This is a genomic window from Paraburkholderia sp. BCC1876 (assembly GCF_902833695.1).
Classification (GTDB): Bacteria; Pseudomonadota; Gammaproteobacteria; order Burkholderiales; family Burkholderiaceae; genus Paraburkholderia.
Window position 1 is genome coordinate 56,716 of sequence record NZ_CADFGI010000006.1, and the last position, 19,167, is coordinate 75,882.

A 19,167-nucleotide genomic window follows, 5' to 3' on the forward strand; every position below is an offset into this window, starting at 1 on the left:
GGTTGCCTCACTCGACCGCGGGCGCGGTGGTGGACGATCGCGTTGCGGTGACTGCCGCGCTGACGCCTGTGTTACCTGCGCTTCCGCTTTGGCTGGCGGGCGCGACGGTGTTGCCCGCGTGGCTCGCCGCGCCGGTCTGAACGGACACGTCTGCGGGTTTCGCGGCGCTCGCGGCAGGATCGCCCGCCACGTTGCCTTTGCCGCTGCTGCCCTTGCCATGTGCCGGCAGCGTCTCATTCGCCTGCGGTCCATTAGCCGGTTCATCGAGCCCGCCGCCCAGCGCCGTGACCAGCGACGCATGCGCGCCCAGCCGCTCGGCCTGAATCTTCGCGACGCCTTCCTGTGCGCGCAGCAACTGGTTCTGCGCGACCAGCACGTTCAGATAATCGGTCAGGCCGCGCCGGTAACCTTCACGCGACAGATCGTAGTTCTTGCGGGCGGCGGCGACCGAACGGTCGGCATCACCGGCCTGCGTGGCGAGCGAGCGAATCCGGATCACCTGATCGGACACGTCCTTCAACGCGCCCACGATCGACTGGTTATAGCGATCGACCGCTTCGTCGTAACCCGCCGACGCTGCGCCGAGTTGCGAGCGCAAGCGGCCGCCGTCGAGAATCGGCAGCGACAGCGCCGGCCCAGCGCTCCAGCTATGCGACGGATTCTTCAGGAACTGGAACAGCGGCCCCATCGCGGCATAACCGCCGATCGACGCGAGCAGATTGATGTCCGGATAAAAATCGGCCTTGGCGACGTCGATGCCGCGCGCTTGCGCCGCCACGGTCCAGCGCGCCGCGACCACGTCCGGCCGATGGCCGATCAGGTCGGCGGGCAAGCTGCTGGGCAGGCTGGCCGGCGCGGTATCCAGCGACAGCGTCGGACGCTGGATCGCATCGCCCGCGCCCGGACCTTTGCCGGCCAGCGCGGCCAACTGGTTGCGGCCGAGCGCGATCTGCTCGTCGAGCGCGTCGATCTGGCGGTCGTATTCCGGCAGCGGCGTTTCGGCCTGGCTCACGTCGAGCTGCGTGCCGATGCCGCCCTTCAGCCGGCGGTTGGCGAGATCGACGATCTGCTGCTGTTGCTTCAGGGTCGCCTTGGCGATGTCGAGCAGCGCGTAGTTCATCGACATCTCGATGTACGTGCGCACCACGTTGCCTTCCAGTTCGAGTTGGGCGGCGCGGGCATCCGCGGCGCTGGCGTGGGCGGCGTCGAGCGCGCGTTCGGCGGCGTTGCGGTCCTTGCCCCAGAGATCGAGGTGATACGACAGGCCCAGCGTGCCGGTGTTATTCCACGATTGCTCGCCCGCGAGCGGACCCGGGCCGTAGTACAGGTTGTCGGCCCACTTCTGACGCTGCACCGACAGGCTGCCGTTCACTTGCGGCGCCAGCGCCGAGCGCGCGACGCCCGCCATCGACATGGCCTCGCGCACGCGCGCCTGGGCGGCCGCGAGACTCGGATTGCCGGCCTGCGCGGCGGCGATCCACTCGTTGAGTTGCGGATCGTTATAGGCGCGCCACCAGTCGGCGGCGGGCCACTGGGCGTCCGCGTCGGCGGCGCGGATCGCGTTGCCCACGTCGAGCGAGGAGGGCGCCACGCTGTTCGCTTGCGGCGCGATGCCTCCGGTACTTGCACAGCCGGCGATTGTTAATAGGATCGTAAGAACCGCGGTTGCGGCGATCCCTTTCTGTACCGGAGACTGCACGATTTCCTCCAAAATTGACTATAGAAGCATGTGCGTCATTATATTTTTTGATTGATTGGGGAATAACCTGTAAAGATGCAAGGCATTTTTACGGGATCTGAGACAATCGCCTTTGCGAATCATGTAACAATCGCTTCCGATAAAAGAGGAAGGTTATGGATACGCTTCAAAACATGCGCGTATTTGTCCGGGTGGTCGAAGCGGGCAGCTTTACAGGCGCCGCGCAGCACCTGAACACCACGACGGCCTACGCGTCGCGCGCGGTGTCCGATCTGGAAGCGCATCTGCGCACGCGTCTCCTGAACCGCACCACGCGCCGCATTGCGCTGACGGAAGCCGGTGAGCGCTACCTGCAACGTTGCGAGCAGATCCTCGCCTACGTGGATCAGGCGGAAGCCGAGGCGGGCGACGCGCACGCGCGGCCTGCCGGCAAGCTCAAGGTGCATGCCATGACGAGCTTCGGGCAGCACTACGTGGTGCCCGCCGTCGGCCTTTATCAGGAGCGCTATCCGGACGTGCAGATCGAGTTGACGCTCGCGCAGCGCATGCCCGACCTGCTCGACGAAGGTTTTGACGTGTCGCTGACGCTTGCCACGACCGGCCTGCCGGATTCGGGGCTGGTGTCGCAACGGCTGGGCAGCGCGTTCAGCATCGTGTGCGCGTCGCCGGCGTATCTGGAGCGGCACGGCGTGCCGCAGACGCCCGCCGATCTCGCAAACCACACCTGCATGCAAATGGTGACGCCGGTGTTTCCTACGGACAAATGGACTTTCGACGGTCCGAACGGCGAGGAAACGGTCGCGTTGGGCTCGTCCCGGTTTCAGGTGAACGTGGCCGAAGCCATGGCGGTCGCGGTGAGTCGGGGTATGGGGGTCGGGCTGATTCCGATCTACTCGGCGATCAGCGGTTTGCGCAGCGGCAATCTCGTCTGGCTATTGCCCGAATACACGTCGCAGGAAATGAATCTGTACGCGTTGTATCCGTCGCGCCAGTATCTGGACGCGAAAATCCGTACGTGGGTCGAATTTTTGCGCGACGAATTGCCCGCCACGCTGGCCGCGGATCAGGAAGAGTTGCGGCAGTTCGCGCGTGCGTGAACGGCTGTTACATAGCTGCCGCGCCGCAACATTTCCTTACTTCTGCCGTGCGGTCGATTTGCTAACGTGTCGTTCATGCGCTGCCGCTTCAGCCGGACGCGTTCAATTTCGCTGCTGTTCGGCAAAACGCACTAATGGAAGGACGAGGGATTCATGGATACGCATCTGATGATCGGCGTGGCCGTCATGTTTGGACTGATCGGGATTGCCGCGTCGCGTGATCTGCTGCGCCGTCTGCGGGAGCAGCAGCCGCAACTGGTGCCGATCAAGGTCGAGCGCGCGGATTTTCGGGCGCAGCGGCACGATCGGTGAAATTCGCGGGCAGCGTTTTCGCTGTGCCCGCGTGTTTAGACTTTCAGTTTTTCAATCCAGCGCTTCGATCAAACCCGGCTCGTCGTTGAGCGTGCGATCCACGTCGTGACTCACACGATGCCAGCGGAATCGCCCGGCGGCCAGGCCGCCCGTGCGCGCCAGTTGCTCCAGCTCATCGGCCGGTAAATCCGGTTCCAGCCAGCGACGTGCCGCTTCCGGCCCGAACACCAGTGGACGGCGGTCGTACAGGTCGACAAGACCTGCGTCGGCGCTGGCCGTCACGATCACCAGACCCATGCCTTCCGTTTGCGGCTCCGTGCCGCGTACGCTCGATAGCGCCGCCAGATACATCGGCGCGGCGCTTTTCAGATGCACAAAGTAGGGTTGGCGCGGCGTCGCGTCAGACGATGCGCCGGTCGGCGCCACGTCGGGCGCGCTTTCGGCGCTTTCCGTCGACGGTGCGGCCGCTCTGCGCCACTCGAACCAGCCGTCCGCCGGCACCAATACCCGGCCGGTTTTCCACAATTCTTTGAAATAGCGCGCGGTCGGCGCGGCGTCGGCGCGCGCGTTGATGGTCTGCGGCAAATGTTGCTCTCGCGCCCAATCCGGGCAATAGCCCCAGTGGACCGGGCGCAGCGTTTGATCGGCAAAAATCGCGAGCGGATGCGTGCCCGGCGCGAGGTTATAGCCGGGGCGACGGTCGGCGGCATCGAACAGCATCAGCGGATCGGCGAGACCCAGATGCTGCGTGTAAAGGCGCGGATCGCGATACTGGCTGATTCGACCACACATGAGCGACCTCCGGAGACGACCGGCATGACGGACTAGATCTCGACTACCTTATCCCACCTGAACGCCGGGTTTTCCCACTGCCCGGTGCGCCGGTCGAGGTAACCGCGCGGATTGCAGACCACGCGTGTGCCGTTCACGGTGTAGTCGAACGGCGTATGCGTGTGACCATGAATCCACAGCGCGACCGGCGCGCGCACCAGTTCCGGCAAATGACTGATGAATCCCGCCGACACGCGGTCTTCGGCATACCGCTCAGCCAGACTCAGCCGATGCGGCGCGTGATGCGTGACGACGATCGTCTTGCCGTCGAACGGTTTGGCCAGTTCGCTTTCGAGCCAACTGCGCGCCTGCTGGTGCAGGGCGAGCGAATCGCGGGGCGTGAATTCGCGCGCGGCGTCGTGCGTGTCGTGCGGCCAGTTCGTCTGGATCGGGCCGCGAAAATCGAGCATGGTACGGCGCGCGGCATCGATCGAATCGGCCAGCGTGGCGGGGTCGGCGCCATACAGCGCGAAGTCGGTCCATAAGGTGGTGCCGAGCACACGCCATTGGCCTTGCGGGTCGACCAGCGTGGCGTTGTTCAGCACGTGCACGTTGTCGACCTGCGCGGCCGCATCGTATAGCGCGGCGTCGAGCGCGCCGAATTCGCCGTCGTAGTACTCGTGATTGCCGGGCACGTAGATCACCGGCACGGTATCGTCGAAAGTTTGCGCGGCCCAACGCGGGCCGGCGGCGTGATTGTGGATGTCGCCCGCCAGCACGATCAGGTCGGCCTGAACATGCGGTATCAGCTCGGGTTCGTCGTTCTCCAGATGCAGATCGGACAGCACTCGAATCTTCACGGCCACGACTCCTGCAAACGGCGCCGCCGGAGAGGGCGGCGGCCTGAGACGTTAGCGTAGCACCTTGCCCGGGTTCATCAGATTCAGCGGATCGAGCGCGTGTTTGACAACGCGCATCAAGTGCACTTCGACGTCCTGCTTGTAGTGCATTGCTTCGTCGATCTTCAACTGGCCGAGCCCGTGTTCCGCGCTGATGCTGCCACGGTGCCGGTGCACGCTGTCGTAGACGATCTGGTTGATCGGGCTCTGGTACTGCTTGAGAAACACCTTCGCGTCGACGCCCTCGGGCGCCTGCACGTTGTAGTGCAGATTGCCGTCGCCGAGATGGCCGAACGTCACCATCCGCACGCCGGGCACCGCCTGCGCGATCGCCGCATCGGTCTCTTCGATGAAATGGCCGATGCGCGAAATCGGCACCGCGATGTCGTGCTTGATGTTCAGACCTTCCTCGGCCTGGGCGAGCGGAATATGTTCGCGCAGATTCCAGAACGCGCGCGATTGCGCGAGGTTTTCCGCGACTACGGCGTCTTGCACCAGGCCTTCTTCGAGCGCGGTTTCCATCAGCCGCTCGAACAGCGCGCGCGCATGCGCTTCGCTCTCGCTGTCCGACAGTTCCAGCAGCACGACTTGCGCGTGCGTGTCGGCGAACGGATAGCGCATCTGTTCAAAATGCCGGCCGACCAGACGCAGGCAGAAATCCGACATCAGTTCGAAACCGGTCAGCAGCGGCCCGGCGATGCGTTGGGTCAACGACAGGAAATCGAGCGCCGCATGCGGCGACGCGAGCGCGGCGAGCGCCGTGACCCGCGCGGCCGGCCGCGGATGCAGCTTGAGCACGGCGGCGGTGATGATGCCGAGCGTGCCTTCGGCGCCGATGAACAGATCGCGCAGATCGTAGCCGGTGTTGTCCTTGCGCAGTCCGCGCAGGCCGTCCCACAGTTCGCCTTGCGGCGTGACCACTTCGAGGCCGAGGCACAGCTCGCGCGTGTTGCCGTAGCGCAGCACGCCGGTGCCGCCCGCGTTGGTGGCGAGATTGCCGCCGATCGTGCAACTGCCTTCGGCCGCGAGGCTCAACGGGAACAGGCGGCCGGCTTCGTCGGCGTGCTTCTGGACCTCGGCGAGGATCACGCCGGCTTCGACGGTGATCGTGTTGTTGTGCGGATCGATGTCGCGGATGCGATTCAGCCGCCGCAAGCTGATAACCGCCTGCGCGCCGCTCGCGTCCGGCGTGGCGCCGCCGGCGAGGCCGGTGTTGCCGCCCTGCGGCACCAGCGCGATGCGATGCTCGACGGCGAGTTTGACGAGCGCGGCGGCTTCATTCGCGGTGGCCGGGCAGAGCACCGCGCAGGCCGCGCCGGTATAGCGGCGGCGCCAGTCGGTGAGGTAAGGGGCGGTGTCGTGCGCGTCGGTCAGGACATGGGTTGCGCCGATGGCGTCACGGCAGGCGGCGAGGAAAGCGGTTTGGGTCATGTTGGTCGGTCAGCGGGTTCGGGGCGCGGAGATGGATGACGGCGGGCGCTTTTTTTGTCAGGCGTTGTTGCCTGGCTGATTTTTAGCCTGTTCTTTCGCCTGCTTCACGGCTTGTTTCCCAGCCCGTTTCGCCGCGCGTTTGAACGGCGCGACGTAAATCAGTGTGCAGACAAAAAACACCACGGCGAGTGCGACTTCGAGCCAGCCCAGGCGCGCGCTCAAACCACGGTCGCTCCAGCCGCGAACAATGCCTTCCGCAAAATACAGCAGGATCAGCATCGACGCCCATTGCAGCGTATAAAGCCGACGCCGCCAGACGCCCGGCAACGCGAGCAGCAGCGGCACGGCCTTCAACACCATGGCCGAGCCGCCGGGGCGCAGCGGCGCGAGCCACCATTCCCACGCGACGGACAGCGCGATCAGCGCGATCAGGGCCGCCGTGGCGCCATAGGCGGCAGCGGTTTTTTGCGGCACGGGCAGCGAGCTTGTCGCGGAAGAGGCGGGCATGGACGCGCCGCTCGCCTGATCTACGGTCGACGTGCCGGCCGCTTGGGCATTCGGCTCGTTCACGGCCGGGCGCTCAGGGAAGCCGCCGCGCGCGCGACGCGTGCGCCGAGTGCGATGGCGAGGGTTCTTTCGTCGGCGGAGATGTCTTGTTCCGCCGTGCCCGCGCGGGCGAAATGCGACGCGCCGTACGGCGTGCCGCCGGTCTGCGTGGTGGACAGCACGCTCTCCGTGTACGGAATGCCGACGATCAGCATGCCGTGATGCAGCAGCGGCAGCATCATGGACAGCAGCGTGGATTCCTGACCGCCGTGCAGACTGCCCGTGGACGTGAACACACAGCCAGGTTTGCCCGACAACGCACCCGCGAGCCACTGCGGCGTGGTGCCGTCGAGAAAGTATTTGAGCGAGGCGGCCATGTTGCCGAACCGGGTGGGCGAACCGAGCGCCAGACCGGCGCATTCTTCGAGGTCGCGCAGCTCGACGTAGGGTGGGCCTTCGGCGGGAATATCCGGCTGCGTCGCTTCGCAGACGGCGGAAACCGCCGGCACCGTGCGTACGCGCGCCTGCATGCCGGGGACGCTGTCGACGCCGTGCGCGATCGCCAGCGCGAGCTCGCGCGTGGCGCCGTGACGGCTGTAATAGAGCACGAGAATGTCTTTCATAGGCCTCATCGGTGAACGGGTATTATAGGGGTTGGGTCCGCTGCAGAGGCCACTCATAGCCGTTCGGCCAGGTGCCGGGAATGGTCTGGCCAGGTGCTGATCCCGTCCTGCCTCGGTCCCTAAGCCTGGTCCCTAAGCACGGTCCAGAAACACGGGTTCACGAAGCAAGGAGGTGGGTTTGTTGTCCAGGGTGCGTTTCGATCTCGACACGCTCAAGAGGCTCGCGCAATTTGCCGCGCAGCGCAGCAGCGAAGACCGCATTCCGCAGGTGGCCGGCAGTCTCACGTTCACCACCATGCTCGCGCTCGTGCCGCTCGCCACGGTCGCGTTCGCGCTGTTCACCGCGTTCCCGATCTTCAGTTCGTTCCAGGAGTCGCTGCAGTTTTTCCTCGCCGACCACCTGATGCCCGCGCAACTGAACAGTCAGATTTTCAAGTATCTGAACCAGTTCGCTTCGAAGGCCAAGGGGCTCACCACGATCGGCATGATCCTGCTGTTTCTCACGGCCGTGATGACCATGATGACGGTCGAATCCGCGTTCAACGTGATCTGGCGCGTGCGCAAGCCGCGGCCCATCGCGCAGCGCATTCTCGTCTACTGGGCGATCATCACGCTCGGCCCGCTGCTGATCGGCGTGAGCCTGTCGATTTCCTCGTATCTGTTCACGCAATCCATGACGTTCACGGCGGCGCAGCGCATCACGCCGCTGATCGAATGGGCGCTCGCCGGCGCCGCGCTGCCGCTCACGGCGCTGGCCTTCACGATTCTCTACGTGTATTTGCCGAACTGCCGGGTGGAGTGGCGCGACGCGGTGATCGGCGGCGTGACCGCGGCGATCGCGTTCGAACTCGCCAAGCGCGGTTTCGGCTACTACGTGCGCCGGATTCCGACCTACACCGCCGTGTACGGCGCCTTCGCCGCCGTGCCGTTGTTCCTGCTCTGGATGTACCTGTGCTGGTTCATCACGCTGGCGGGCGCGATGATCGCGTCCGCGTTACCGGCGATCCGCATCGGTCAGTTTCACCGGCCTACGTTCGAGGGCAGCGATCTGTTCGACTCGCTCGAACTGCTCGCGCGGCTTTCGGAAGCACGCGACGCGGGCAAGCGCGGTTACACGGTGCCCGAGCTTTCGCGGATGCTTCGCCGCGATATGGACACTACGATCAACCTGCTGCAGAAGCTGGAGGAAATCGAGTGGATCGCGCGCTTGCAGGAGGACGGCATGCGCCCGCACTTCCTGCTGCTGGCCAACCCGGCGCAGATCACGGTGGAGCGCTTGTTCGATCTGTTCGTGATCGACCGCGCGGAACTGGAGTATCAACTCGAACTCGACGCTACGCGGGTGGATGGCGACACGCTGCTGACCGCGCTGGACAACGACAAGCTGAAGAAGGTGACGCTCGCCGCTTTGCTGACGGCACGCGCGGCCGCTCGCGCGCTGCGTGCCGAGGATGGTGGAGAAAACGCGGCGTCGATGCCGCATCAGGCGGCTTGAAGCGACCTGATGCGGTTTTCTTAATCGCTACAGCGAAATCTTGCCGACGCAGATGTCCTTGAACATCACCCAATCGCCCATCAGGCTATAGACCGGGTGCCGGAAGGTAGCCGGCCGGTTCTTCTCGAAGAAGAAATGGCCGACCCACGCAAAGCCATATCCGCAGATCACCGCAGCCGGCAGCCACAGCCAGCCGCCGGTGGCGAGCGCCATCGCGAGACAGCCGATGACGCCGAGCGACCCCACGAAATGCAGCCGCCGCGAGACCGTATTGCGATGCTCGCTCAGATAGTACGGATAGAACTCCGCGAAACTCGCGAAGTGATCGGGGTGGGCGGTTTGAGCCATCTCGGCCTCCGGATTTCTATGTTTCTCGACTCCGTGCCCGTCGCTTCCAGGGGGCTTCGTTGCGCGCCGTCGGCATGCCCGGCGCGCCGTCGAAACAGGACAGGCGTGACCCATTGTGCGGCCATTCGACTGATGCGCGCAACCTGGCCATTCGGCCGATGGCGCGCCGCTTCCGGCGCGCGTATCGTGACGGTTCGCCGCGACTATCGAGCGCCGCGAGGCGGTCGGGAGGCGAAGCTGAAGAGGGCGTCGAGCGTGGCGTCGGGTTGCTCGGTCATCAAGGCGTGGCCGGCGTCCAAAGTGATCGTGTCGACCGCTACGCCCGCTTGCGCGAGCGCGTCGGCGAGCGCTTTAGCCGCGCGCGGCGGCGTCATCGCGTCGCGCCGGCCGACCACCACGCGGGTCGCGCAGCGCACCTGGGCGGCGCGGGCGAGGCCGTCCGTGTAGCCGTTGCAGGCGCTGAAGTCGGTGTGGAACAGATTGGCTTCGCCGCGTGCCGACACGCGCTCCATCAACCGCTGGTTCATGCCGTACAGCCAGAAGCCGGGGCCGGGGCACGAGGGCTTGGCGGCGAGTGTCGAATGCGACCATTCGTTGACCATGCCGATCGCCTCAGGCTCGCGGTTCAGCGCGGCGTCGAGCAAGGTGTCGGAGACGGTCATCGGGACCGCCGTGGCGAGCAGCGCGAGGTGCGTCGCGCGCTCGGGGTAGCGGCCGGCGAAGTCGAGCGCGATCAGCGAACCCATGCTGTGGCCGGCCACGAACGCGCGTTGCACGCCGGCGGCGTCGAGCAGCGCGGCGAGCCAGTCGGCCATGGCGGCCACGGAGGTGAGCGCCGGGCCGCTGCTGCGGCAGTGGCCCGGCAGGTCCACCGCCAGCACGCCGAAACCGTGGTGCGCGAAGTAGCGGCTTTGCAGCGCCCACACGCTATGGTCGTGTTCCGCACCGTGGATGAACACGACGGTCGGCAAAGTGGCGTCGAACGGTTTGCCGCCGGTGTACGCGTAGGCGGGTTGGCCTTGAACGGTGAGGATCATGCGGACTCCGGGCGGGGTTGGCCGGCGGCGCTCGGTGCAGCGGCACGGCCGCCTGGCGCCACGCTCGAACCGCTCGCTTTCTGCGCGGCTTTCAGCGCGCGCTTGAGGTCGTCGATCAGGTCGTCGGGATCTTCGAGGCCGATCGACAGCCGGATCGTGCCTTCCGTGATACCCGCTGCGGTGAGCGCGGCGGCGTCCATGCGGAAGTGCGTGGTCGATGCCGGATGAATCACCAGCGAGCGTGCGTCGCCGACGTTCGCCAGGTGCGAGAACAGTGAGAGCGCTTCGATAAAGCTGCGCCCGGCCGCGCGGCCACCGCGCAAATCGAAGCTGAACACGGCACCCGCGCCGCGCGGCAGCAGGCGTTTGGCGAGCGCGTGATCCGGGTGTGTCGGCAGCTCCGGGTAGGCGACCGCGTCGACCGCCGCGTGAGACACGAGAAAGTCGACCACCCGGCGCGTATTGGCAATGTGCCGTTCCATCCGCAAAGGCAGCGTCTCGATGCCTTGCAGCAACTGCCACGCAGCCTGCGGATGCAGGCATGCGCCGAAGTCGCGCAGACCTTCGCGGCGGGCGCGCAGCAGGAACGGCGCGACCGTGCTTTCCTCGCTGAACACCATGCCGTGAAAGCCGTCGTAAGGCTCGGTGAATTCGGGGAAAAGGCCGGAGGCCTCGAAGTCGAAGGTGCCGCCGTCCACCAGCACGCCGCCAATCGTCGTGCCGTGGCCGCCCAGAAACTTGGTCGCCGAGTGGTAGACGAAGTCGGCGCCGTGCTCGAACGGTTTGAGCAGATACGGCGTGGTGAAGGTCGAGTCGACCAGTAGCGGCACGCGGTGCTCGTGCGCGATCTGCGCGACGGCGGCAATGTCCAGCACGTCGAGGCCCGGGTTGCCGAGCGTTTCGCCGAACAGCAGGCGCGTGTTCGGGCGCAGCGCGGCGCGCCACGCATCGGTGTCGCCGGGTTTGACGAAGGTCGTCTCGATGCCGAAGCGCCGCAACGTGTAATGCAGCAGGTTGTGCGAGCCGCCGTACAGCGCGCTGGAGGCGACGATGTGGGAGCCAGCGCCCATCAGCGTGGCGATCGCCAGATGCAGGGCGGCCTGGCCGCTGGCGGTGCCGATCGCGCCCGCGCCGTTTTCGAGCGCGGCCACGCGCTCTTCGAATACGGCCACGGTCGGGTTAGAGATGCGGGAATAGACGTGGCCGGCACGCTCCATATTGAAGAGCGCCGCGGCGTGGTCGGAATCGCGGAACGAAAACGAGGTAGTCTGGTAGATCGGCGTGGCGCGCGCGCCGGTGGTCGGGTCGGGCGCGGCGCCGGCGTGCAGCGCAAGCGTATCGAAACGGTTGGCGGACATGCTGGGCGGCGAGGCCACGAACGGCCTCGCGAAAGGTGAAAGTGGCGGCCATCCTATCACCGGCGCCGGGCGCATCAAGCGCGGTTTTCCCGATGCGCCGGCGGGGCGGTGGGCGGAGATCGCCTGAGATTCGCGCGGATCCGGCGCGGCTTGAGCGCGGATTCAACGCGGATTCAGCGCGAATCGCGCACGGATTCAGCCGGGCGAACGCCCGTCGCGCCTTGGTGGGCGGGCCGCTTTCCTTTTATGGGCCTTTCCGCTAGGATCGAAAATCATTCATGCATTACCAGCTTAGCGGGTATCTCGGGAGACAGATCATGCGAGTCAGCGACATTCTTAAGGTTAAAGGCAACACCCTTTTCACGGTCACGCCGGACACCACGCTGCACGAAGCCGTCAACGCAATGGCCGAGCACGACATCGGCTCGCTGGTGGTGATGGAATACGGTGATCTGGTCGGCATGCTGACCTTCCGCGAAATCATCAATACGCTGAGCAAGAACGGCGGCAGCGTCGGCACCTCCACGATCCGCAAGGTCATGGACGACCATCCGCTCACCTGCACGCCGGAAACGGACGTGAACGAAGTCCGTCGCATGATGCTCGAGCACCATGTGCGCTATCTGCCGGTTCTGGAAAGCCGCACGCTGATGGGCGTGATCTCGTTTTACGACGTCGCCAAGGCTGTGGTCGAAGAACAGGGTTTCGAGAACCGTATGCTCAAGGCCTATATCCGCGACTGGCCGGAAGAGCAGCAGGAACAACCCGCGCGTTAATGTGAATCAGTCGTGAGTTAATGCGCGGTGATTCACCGCAGCGCTCGGGCATTCGCTGTGAGCGGTTGCGGTGAGCGCGAATATGCAGTCAGGGCGCGCGCGAAAGCGTGCGCTTTTTTTGTGCCCGGACTTGTGCCCAAGCCCGCCACCCTGTTGCTCTTTTAGCGTGTCCTTCGAACTTCATGAGCGATCGTCCGATACCTGCCGCCCACCGTACCGCCCGCACCCACGAGGCGCACGAGTCCCAGTTCCGGCTGCTCAGTCAGCGCCGCTTCGCGCCGTTTTTCTGGACCCAGTTCCTCGGCGCGATGAACGACAACGTGTTCAAGATCGGTTTCACGTCGCTGGTCACGTATCAGGCGGCGCGCTTTTCCGGTGTCGATCCGGCCACGGCGGCGTTCCTGATCTCGGCCATTTTCATTCTGCCGTTCGTGCTGCTGTCCGCCACCTCTGGCCAGATCGCCGACAAATACGACAAGGCGATGCTCACGCGCTTCGTCAAGACGTTCGAAATCGTCGTGATGCTGATCGGCGGCACGGGGTTCTGGCTGCATAGCGCGCCGCTGCTGTACCTGTGCACGTTTCTGATGGGCGTGCATTCAACCGTGTTCGGACCGGTCAAGTATTCGTACCTGCCGCAGCATCTGTCGAAGTCGGAACTGGTCGGCGGTAACGGCATGGTCGAGATGGGCACCTTCGTGGCGATCCTGATCGGCACGATCATCGGCGGTGCGGGCGCGGGTTTCGTCGAACATGGCGCGGTGTTGCTAGCCTGCGCGTGCGTCGCGATTGCTCTGGTGGGGCGCTTCGTCTCGAGCTTCGTGCCGGTCACGCCGGCGGCGCAAGCCGATCTGCGTATCAACTGGAATCCGGTCACCGAGACGTGGCGCAACCTGAAGCTGGCGCGCGAAAACCGTACCGTGTTTCTGAGCCTGCTGGGCATCTCCTGGCTGTGGTTCGTGGGCGCGACGTTTCTGTCGTCGTTTTTCAGTTTCGCGAAAAACGTGCTGTCCGCCGACCCGGACGTCGTGACCGTGCTGCTCGGCACGTTCTCGATCGGCATCGGCCTCGGTTCGCTGATGTGCGAAAAGCTCTCGAAACGGCGTATCGAAATCGGCCTGGTGCCGCTCGGTTCGATCGGTATGAGCGTGTTCGCGATCGATCTGTTTTTCGCGAGCCACGCGCTGCCGGCGGCGGGGCATCTGTTGAGCGTCGGCGAGTTTCTCGCGCGGCCGGCCCACTGGCGCGTGTTGGCCGACCTGTTCCTGCTTGCCATGTTCGGCGGCTTCTACAGCGTGCCGCTGTATGCGCTGATCCAGAGCCGCAGCCAGCCGAGCCACCGCGCGCGGATCATCGCGGCGAACAATATTCTGAACTCGCTGTTCATGATTCTTTCGTCGCTGATGGCGGTCGGGCTGACCTCGGCCGGCTTCAGTATCCCGGCGCTTTTCCTGATCACGGCCTTGCTGAATATCGTGGTGGCGACCTACATCTATTCGCTGGTGCCGGAGTTTCTGCTGCGCTTCGTCGCGTGGGTGCTCGTGCATACGTTCTACCGGATCCGCCTCGTGCATCCCGAACGGATTCCGGAAGAGGGCGCGGCCGTGCTCGTTTGTAATCACGTGAGCTTCGTCGACGCGATCGTCATCATGGCCGAAAGCCCGCGGCCGATCCGTTTCGTGATGGATCACCAGATCTTCAAGTCGCCGTTCGCCGGCTGGGTGTTCCGTCATGCGAAGGCGATTCCGATCGCGCCGGCCCATCAGGATCCGGAACTGTTGACGCGCGCCTACGAACGTTGCGCGCAGGCGCTGGCCGAGGGCGATCTGGTTTGCATCTTTCCGGAAGGCAAGCTCACCAAGACCGGCGACATGAATCCGTTCCGTCATGGCGTGACCGAGATCATCAAGCGCACGCCCGCACCGGTTGTGCCGATGGCGTTGCGTGGTCTGTGGGGCAGCGTGTTTTCGCGCGCCAACGACGCGCGCTGGCCGCGGCCGGTTCAAAAGGGCGTGATGAGTCGGTTGACGCTCGCGGTGGGCGAGCCGATCGACCCGGACCTAGCCACGCCTGAGTTGCTGCAGCAGGTCGTGACGGAGTTGCGCGGGGCGCGGAAGTAGCGGGTGGATCGGGCGCGCCGCTCCCAGGCGGCCCCGCCCGGTACTTGTCCGGACGGCATCCAGAAGGCATATAGCGAACCTGCGCCACCGCCTGGCCTCGAACGGGCTGGCATAATAGTGCCTTCCCCGCATTTCTTTGGACGACGCCCATGTCCGGCAACACGCTCGGTACGCTTTTCACTGTCACGACCTTCGGCGAATCGCACGGCCCCGCTATCGGCTGCGTGATCGACGGCTGCCCGCCGGGCATGGCGCTCACCGAAGCCGACATCCAGTTCGAACTCGACCGCCGCAAACCCGGCACCTCGCGCCACGTCACGCAGCGCCAGGAAGAAGACAAGGTCGAGATCCTGTCGGGCGTGTTCGAAGGCCAGACCACCGGCGCGCCGATCGCGCTGCTGATCCGCAATACGGACCAGCGCAGCAAAGACTACGGCAACATCGTCGACACGTTCCGTCCGGGCCACGCCGACTACACCTACTGGCAGAAATACGGTATTCGCGACTACCGCGGCGGCGGCCGTTCGTCGGCGCGTCTGACCGCCCCCACGGTGGCGGCGGGCGCGGTGGCGAAGAAGTGGCTGCGCGAAAAGTTCGGCACCGAGATTCGCGGCTACATGGCCGCGCTCGGCGAGATCGACGTGCCGTTCGTCGACTGGGCGCACGTGCGCGAGAACCCGTTCTTCGTGCCGAACGCCGACATCGTGCCGCAGCTCGAGGAGTACATGGACGCGCTGCGTAAAGACGGCGATTCGATCGGCGCGCGTATCAACGTCGTGGCGTCCGGCGTGCCGGTCGGCCTTGGCGAACCGCTGTTCGACCGTCTCGACGCCGACATCGCGCATGCCATGATGGGCATCAACGCGGTCAAGGGCGTGGAGATCGGCGCGGGCTTCGCGAGCGTCGCGCAACGCGGCTCGGTGCACGGCGACGAACTGACGCCGGAAGGCTTCGTCGGCAATCACGCGGGCGGTGTGCTCGGCGGCATTTCGACCGGGCAGGACGTTACCGTGTCGATCGCGATCAAGCCGACGTCCAGTATTCGCACGCCGCGTCGCTCGATCGACAAAGCCGGGCAGCCGGCCGTCGTCGAAACGTTCGGGCGGCATGACCCGTGCGTGGGCATTCGCGCCACGCCGATCGCTGAATCAATGCTTGCGCTGGTGCTGATCGACCACGCGCTGCGTCATCGCGCGCAGTGCGGCGATGTTGCCGTCAGCACGCCGAAGATCGCTGCCAGCGCGCCGTAACCGGTGCGCGGGTTGAGTAGCTTCATTGTGTCGTAAGAACGTGCGCGCGGCGTTCTTGTCATGACCGATCCGACTATCGATCCGGTTCAAAGCCATCTGGCCGACCTGCGCAATCGCGCAGCCGCGCCGGACGCCATGGCGAGCGACTGCTTCGCGCTCGGTCAGTTAATACTGCAACACGCCGGCCGCGACAAAGACCGCCAACGCGAGGCACTTGCCGCGCTGGTGCGTGCCTATCAACTCGATCCCTCCTGCGATCCCACGCTGCTTCACACGATTGCGCAGACCGCCTTTGTCCTGCGCGATTGGTCTTTGACCGACGCCGCCGCCCAACTGCTCCTGTCCCACAATGCCGACGACGCCAACGCGCTGATCTGGCGCGCCGCCGCCGTCCAGCAGCGCGACGAATTCGCCCTGGCGGAGCAACTGTTGCGCGAGGCGGTGCGCGTCGTGCCCGGCAATCCGGTGGCGCTTCACAAGCTGGCGTTGTGCGTCAAGGAACAGGCGCGTTTCGCCGAAGCGGAAGCGTTGCTCAGGCAAGTGCTGACGTTATCGCCGGATAACGCGCATGCGCGGTTCGATCTGTCGGAACTCGAAATCCGCACGGGACGGTTCACCGATGGCTGGGCCCACTACGAATCACGCGTCGCGTTTGGCGGCGAGCTGAATAACGCGCAGCAGGCGCTCGCGTCGATCAGCGCGCATTGGCAGGGCGAATCGCTGGCGGGCAAGACGCTGGTGGTTTATGGCGAGCAAGGCAACGGCGATTGTCTGTGGGCGGTGCGTTTTCTGCCGCACCTCGCCGAGCGGGCGCGGCGCGAGGGCGGCCGGGTGATCTTCGGTCACGACGGACCGTTGCGGCGTCTGTTCGAACGCATCCTGCCTACCGATTTACCGCTCGAAACGAGTCTGGACACACGGCCCGATTTCCATTGCGGCCTAATGAGCTTGCCGCTGCGGCTCGGCGTGTTCGATGCAACGGGATGGGGCCGGCCGTATCTGAGCGCCGACCCTACGCTTGTACAGGCATGGCGCGAGCGGGTCGGCGCGCGCGTCGCGGCGAAACACGGTCATCGCAAAGTTGGTCTGGTATGGAACGGCAATCCCGAACATATCCGCGACGTGCGGCGCTCGGTGCCGGTGGCGCAACTCGAGCCGCTGCTGAACGTGCCGGGCGTGAGCTATTTCGCGTTGTCGCCGGGACGCGGCGAGACGGTCGCGCAATGGCGGGAGAAGGGGCTGGATGTCGTCGATATGACCGGTCATTTTCAGTCCGGATTCGACGACGTGGCTGCGCTGCTGGCGAATCTGGATCTGGTGGTGACGATCGACAGCGGGCCCGCGCATCTGGCCGGCGCACTCGGCGTGCCGACCTGTTTGATGATCGATCACGTGTCCGCGTGGTTTTGGGGCGATGAATCGTCGGCGACGCCCTGGTACGATTCGATTGAGCTGGTTCGACAGCCTGAGGTCGGCGATTGGACGCCGGTGGTGGCGCACGTGCGGGAACGGATCGTGGCGCTGGTGCGGAATTGAAATTCGCCTTCGCAACGCGCGACCTGCAGTCGACGCGCCGCGAAGGCAAATGCACAGCCTTTACATATTCGGGTAGTTCGGCCCGCCGCCACCCTCAGGCGTGACCCACACGATGTTCTGCGTCGGGTCCTTGATATCGCAGGTCTTGCAGTGCACGCAGTTCTGCGCGTTGATCACCAGACGCTCGCCGCCGTCGTCGTTCTTGACGAACTCGTACACGGCCGCCGGGCAATAACGCGCTTCCGGACCGGCATAGGTCTGCCAGTTCACATTCACCGGCACCGACGGGTCTTTCAGCGTCAGATGAGCCGGCTGGTTCTCTTCGTGATTGGTGTTCGAGATGAACACCGACGAAAGCCGGTCGAACGTCAACTTGCCGTCAGGCTTCGGATAGATGATCGGCTTGCACTGCGACGCCGGCTTCAGCATTTCATGATCCGAATGCTGGTGATGCAGCGTCCAGGGCACATTGCCGCCCAGCACCTTCTGCTCCAGACCGACCATCAGCGTGCCGAGATACAGGCCCTTGCTCATCCACTGTTTGAAATTGCGCGCGCGATGCAGTTCGGTGTGCAGCCACGACGTTTTGAACGCTTCCGGATAGGCTGTGAGTTCGTCGCTTGTGCGTCCCGCCTGCACGGCTTCGAACGCAGCGTCGGCGGCCAGCATGCCGGTCTTGATCGCCGCATGCGAGCCCTTGATCCGCGACGCATTCAGGAAGCCCGCGTCGTCGCCCACCAGCGCGCCGCCCGGGAACACCAGCTTCGGCAGCGACATCAGACCGCCCGCGGTGATCGCCCGTGCGCCGTACGACACGCGCTTGCCGCCTTCCAGGATCGCGCGGATCGCCGGATGCGTCTTGTAGCGCTGGAATTCCTCAAACGGCGACAGATACGGATTCGTGTAGCCCAGGCCGACCACGAAGCCCACCATTACCTGGTTATTGTCCATGTGATACAGGAACGAGCCACCGTAGGTGTCGTTTTCCAGCGGCCAGCCGGCGGTGTGCATCACCAGACCCGGCTTGTGCTTGCCCGGATCGATTTCCCACAGTTCCTTGATGCCGATACCGTAGACCTGCGGATCGACGCCTTCGCGCAGCTTGAACCGGTCGTTCAGTTGACGGCCCAGATGCCCACGCGCGCCTTCGCAGAACAGCGTGTATTTGGCATGCAGTTCCATGCCGAGCTGGAAGTTCTCGGTCGGCTCGCCGTCCTTGCCGATGCCCAGATTGCCGGTCGCCACGCCCTTGACCGAGCCGTCGTCGTTGTAAAGGATTTCAGCGGCCGGAAAGCCCGGGAAAATCTCGACGCCCAGCGCCTCGGCCTGCTGACCCAGCCAGCGCGTGACGTTCGCGAGGCTGATCACGTAGTTGCCGTGGTTCTTGAAGTTGTCCGGCAGCGCCCAGACCGGCACGTTCTTCGAGCCGGTTTCGCTCAGGAAGAGGAATTTGTCTTCGCTCACCGCCACGTCGAGCGGCGCGCCTTTTTCTTTCCAGTCCGGAATCAGTTCGGTGATCGCGCGCGGATCCATCACCGCGCCCGACAGGATATGCGCCCCGATCTCCGAGCCTTTTTCCAGCACGCACACGCCCAGCTCGACGCTCTTTTCCGCCGCCAGCTGCTTCAGGCGGATCGCCGCGGACAGGCCAGCCGGGCCGCCGCCGACGATCACGACGTCGTATTCCATCGACTCGCGTGGACCGTATTGCTCAATGAGACTTGCGGGGGTCATTGATGCTCCTCTTACCGTTAGAATGCTTTTTTCGGGTTCGTATTGTGGGCGATGCATCCCCGCACTGCAACCGGATGAGCAGAGATTAGCACGATCGTTCTATTTATGTGATACGGTACCGACCCGTGGCGACGG

17 protein-coding genes are annotated in these 19,167 nt (G+C 64.9%); 7 read left to right on the forward strand and 10 right to left on the reverse strand.

Going from position 1 to position 19,167, the window contains the following annotated elements; all coding sequences use genetic code 11:
* Positions 1-7: 7 nt before the first annotated feature.
* Positions 8-1,699: an efflux transporter outer membrane subunit gene (locus HWY05_RS22010; RefSeq protein WP_176059628.1), complete on the reverse strand. Its 1,692-nt coding sequence runs from the start codon at positions 1,697-1,699 to the stop codon at positions 8-10.
* Positions 1,700-1,854: 155 nt separating this feature from the next.
* On the opposite strand from HWY05_RS22010, the gene HWY05_RS22015 reads away from it, so the two are divergent.
* A complete protein-coding gene (locus HWY05_RS22015) occupies positions 1,855-2,796 on the forward strand; it encodes a LysR family transcriptional regulator (RefSeq protein ID WP_035546971.1) in 942 nt (313 codons plus the stop codon).
* Positions 2,797-2,949: 153 nt separating this feature from the next.
* Positions 2,950-3,108 carry a hypothetical protein gene (locus HWY05_RS22020; protein WP_176059629.1) on the forward strand — a complete coding sequence of 53 codons (159 nt, stop codon included), beginning with the start codon at positions 2,950-2,952 and terminating at the stop codon, positions 3,106-3,108.
* Positions 3,109-3,159: 51 nt separating this feature from the next.
* On the opposite strand, the gene HWY05_RS22025 is transcribed toward HWY05_RS22020, so the two are convergent.
* Genes HWY05_RS22025 through wrbA form a run of 5 tightly spaced genes read right to left on the reverse strand, consistent with a single transcriptional unit; the run spans position 3,160 to position 7,378 of the window.
* Positions 3,160-3,900, reverse strand: a complete 741-nt coding sequence (locus HWY05_RS22025) for an SOS response-associated peptidase family protein (RefSeq protein WP_176059630.1) — start codon at positions 3,898-3,900, stop codon at positions 3,160-3,162.
* A 32-nt stretch (positions 3,901-3,932) separates the two neighbouring features.
* On the reverse strand, positions 3,933-4,739 hold the full coding sequence (locus HWY05_RS22030) for a metallophosphoesterase (RefSeq protein WP_176059631.1): 807 nt from the start codon (positions 4,737-4,739) through the stop codon (positions 3,933-3,935).
* A gap of 51 nt (positions 4,740-4,790) precedes the next feature.
* The gene (locus HWY05_RS22035) at positions 4,791-6,209 is read right to left on the reverse strand and encodes an FAD-binding oxidoreductase (RefSeq protein ID WP_035546965.1); all 1,419 of its coding nucleotides are present in this window, start codon (positions 6,207-6,209) and stop codon (positions 4,791-4,793) included.
* A 57-nt stretch (positions 6,210-6,266) separates the two neighbouring features.
* Positions 6,267-6,716 carry a DUF2069 domain-containing protein gene (locus HWY05_RS22040; protein ID WP_176059847.1) on the reverse strand — a complete coding sequence of 150 codons (450 nt, stop codon included), beginning with the start codon at positions 6,714-6,716 and terminating at the stop codon, positions 6,267-6,269.
* 59 nt (positions 6,717-6,775) lie between these two features.
* Positions 6,776-7,378 (reverse strand): NAD(P)H:quinone oxidoreductase, encoded by a 603-nt coding sequence (gene wrbA, locus HWY05_RS22045; RefSeq protein WP_176059632.1) that lies wholly within the window; start codon positions 7,376-7,378, stop codon positions 6,776-6,778.
* A gap of 178 nt (positions 7,379-7,556) precedes the next feature.
* Between wrbA and HWY05_RS22050 the strand changes: the two genes are divergently transcribed.
* On the forward strand, positions 7,557-8,873 hold the full coding sequence (locus HWY05_RS22050; protein WP_176059633.1) for a YihY family inner membrane protein: 1,317 nt from the start codon (positions 7,557-7,559) through the stop codon (positions 8,871-8,873).
* A gap of 27 nt (positions 8,874-8,900) precedes the next feature.
* Here HWY05_RS22050 and HWY05_RS22055 read toward each other — a convergent pair whose 3' ends face one another.
* The 3 genes from HWY05_RS22055 to HWY05_RS22065 all read right to left on the reverse strand — a co-directional run bounded on the left by HWY05_RS22055 (position 8,901) and on the right by HWY05_RS22065 (position 11,616).
* A complete protein-coding gene (locus HWY05_RS22055) occupies positions 8,901-9,221 on the reverse strand; it encodes an Mpo1-like protein (protein ID WP_035546961.1) in 321 nt (106 codons plus the stop codon).
* 203 nt (positions 9,222-9,424) lie between these two features.
* On the reverse strand, positions 9,425-10,258 hold the full coding sequence (locus HWY05_RS22060; RefSeq protein ID WP_176059634.1) for an alpha/beta hydrolase: 834 nt from the start codon (positions 10,256-10,258) through the stop codon (positions 9,425-9,427).
* A complete protein-coding gene (locus HWY05_RS22065) occupies positions 10,255-11,616 on the reverse strand; it encodes an O-acetylhomoserine aminocarboxypropyltransferase (protein ID WP_176059635.1) in 1,362 nt (453 codons plus the stop codon). Before HWY05_RS22065 ends, HWY05_RS22060 begins: the two co-directional genes overlap by 4 nt.
* A gap of 317 nt (positions 11,617-11,933) precedes the next feature.
* Here HWY05_RS22065 and HWY05_RS22070 point away from each other — a divergent pair, with 317 nt between their 5' ends.
* The 4 genes from HWY05_RS22070 (at position 11,934) to HWY05_RS22085 (ending at position 17,298) form a co-directional block, all read left to right on the forward strand.
* Positions 11,934-12,392: a CBS domain-containing protein gene (locus HWY05_RS22070; RefSeq protein ID WP_035546952.1), complete on the forward strand. Its 459-nt coding sequence runs from the start codon at positions 11,934-11,936 to the stop codon at positions 12,390-12,392.
* 182 nt (positions 12,393-12,574) lie between these two features.
* On the forward strand, positions 12,575-14,512 hold the full coding sequence (locus HWY05_RS22075; protein WP_176059636.1) for an MFS transporter: 1,938 nt from the start codon (positions 12,575-12,577) through the stop codon (positions 14,510-14,512).
* 149 nt (positions 14,513-14,661) lie between these two features.
* Positions 14,662-15,762 (forward strand): chorismate synthase, encoded by a 1,101-nt coding sequence (gene aroC / locus HWY05_RS22080; RefSeq protein WP_176059637.1) that lies wholly within the window; start codon positions 14,662-14,664, stop codon positions 15,760-15,762.
* A gap of 60 nt (positions 15,763-15,822) precedes the next feature.
* Positions 15,823-17,298: a tetratricopeptide repeat protein gene (locus HWY05_RS22085; protein WP_176059638.1), complete on the forward strand. Its 1,476-nt coding sequence runs from the start codon at positions 15,823-15,825 to the stop codon at positions 17,296-17,298.
* 60 nt (positions 17,299-17,358) lie between these two features.
* On the opposite strand, the gene HWY05_RS22090 is transcribed toward HWY05_RS22085, so the two are convergent.
* The gene (locus tag HWY05_RS22090; RefSeq protein ID WP_176059639.1) at positions 17,359-19,032 is read right to left on the reverse strand and encodes an electron transfer flavoprotein-ubiquinone oxidoreductase; all 1,674 of its coding nucleotides are present in this window, start codon (positions 19,030-19,032) and stop codon (positions 17,359-17,361) included.
* Between the last annotated feature and the right edge of the window lie 135 nt (positions 19,033-19,167).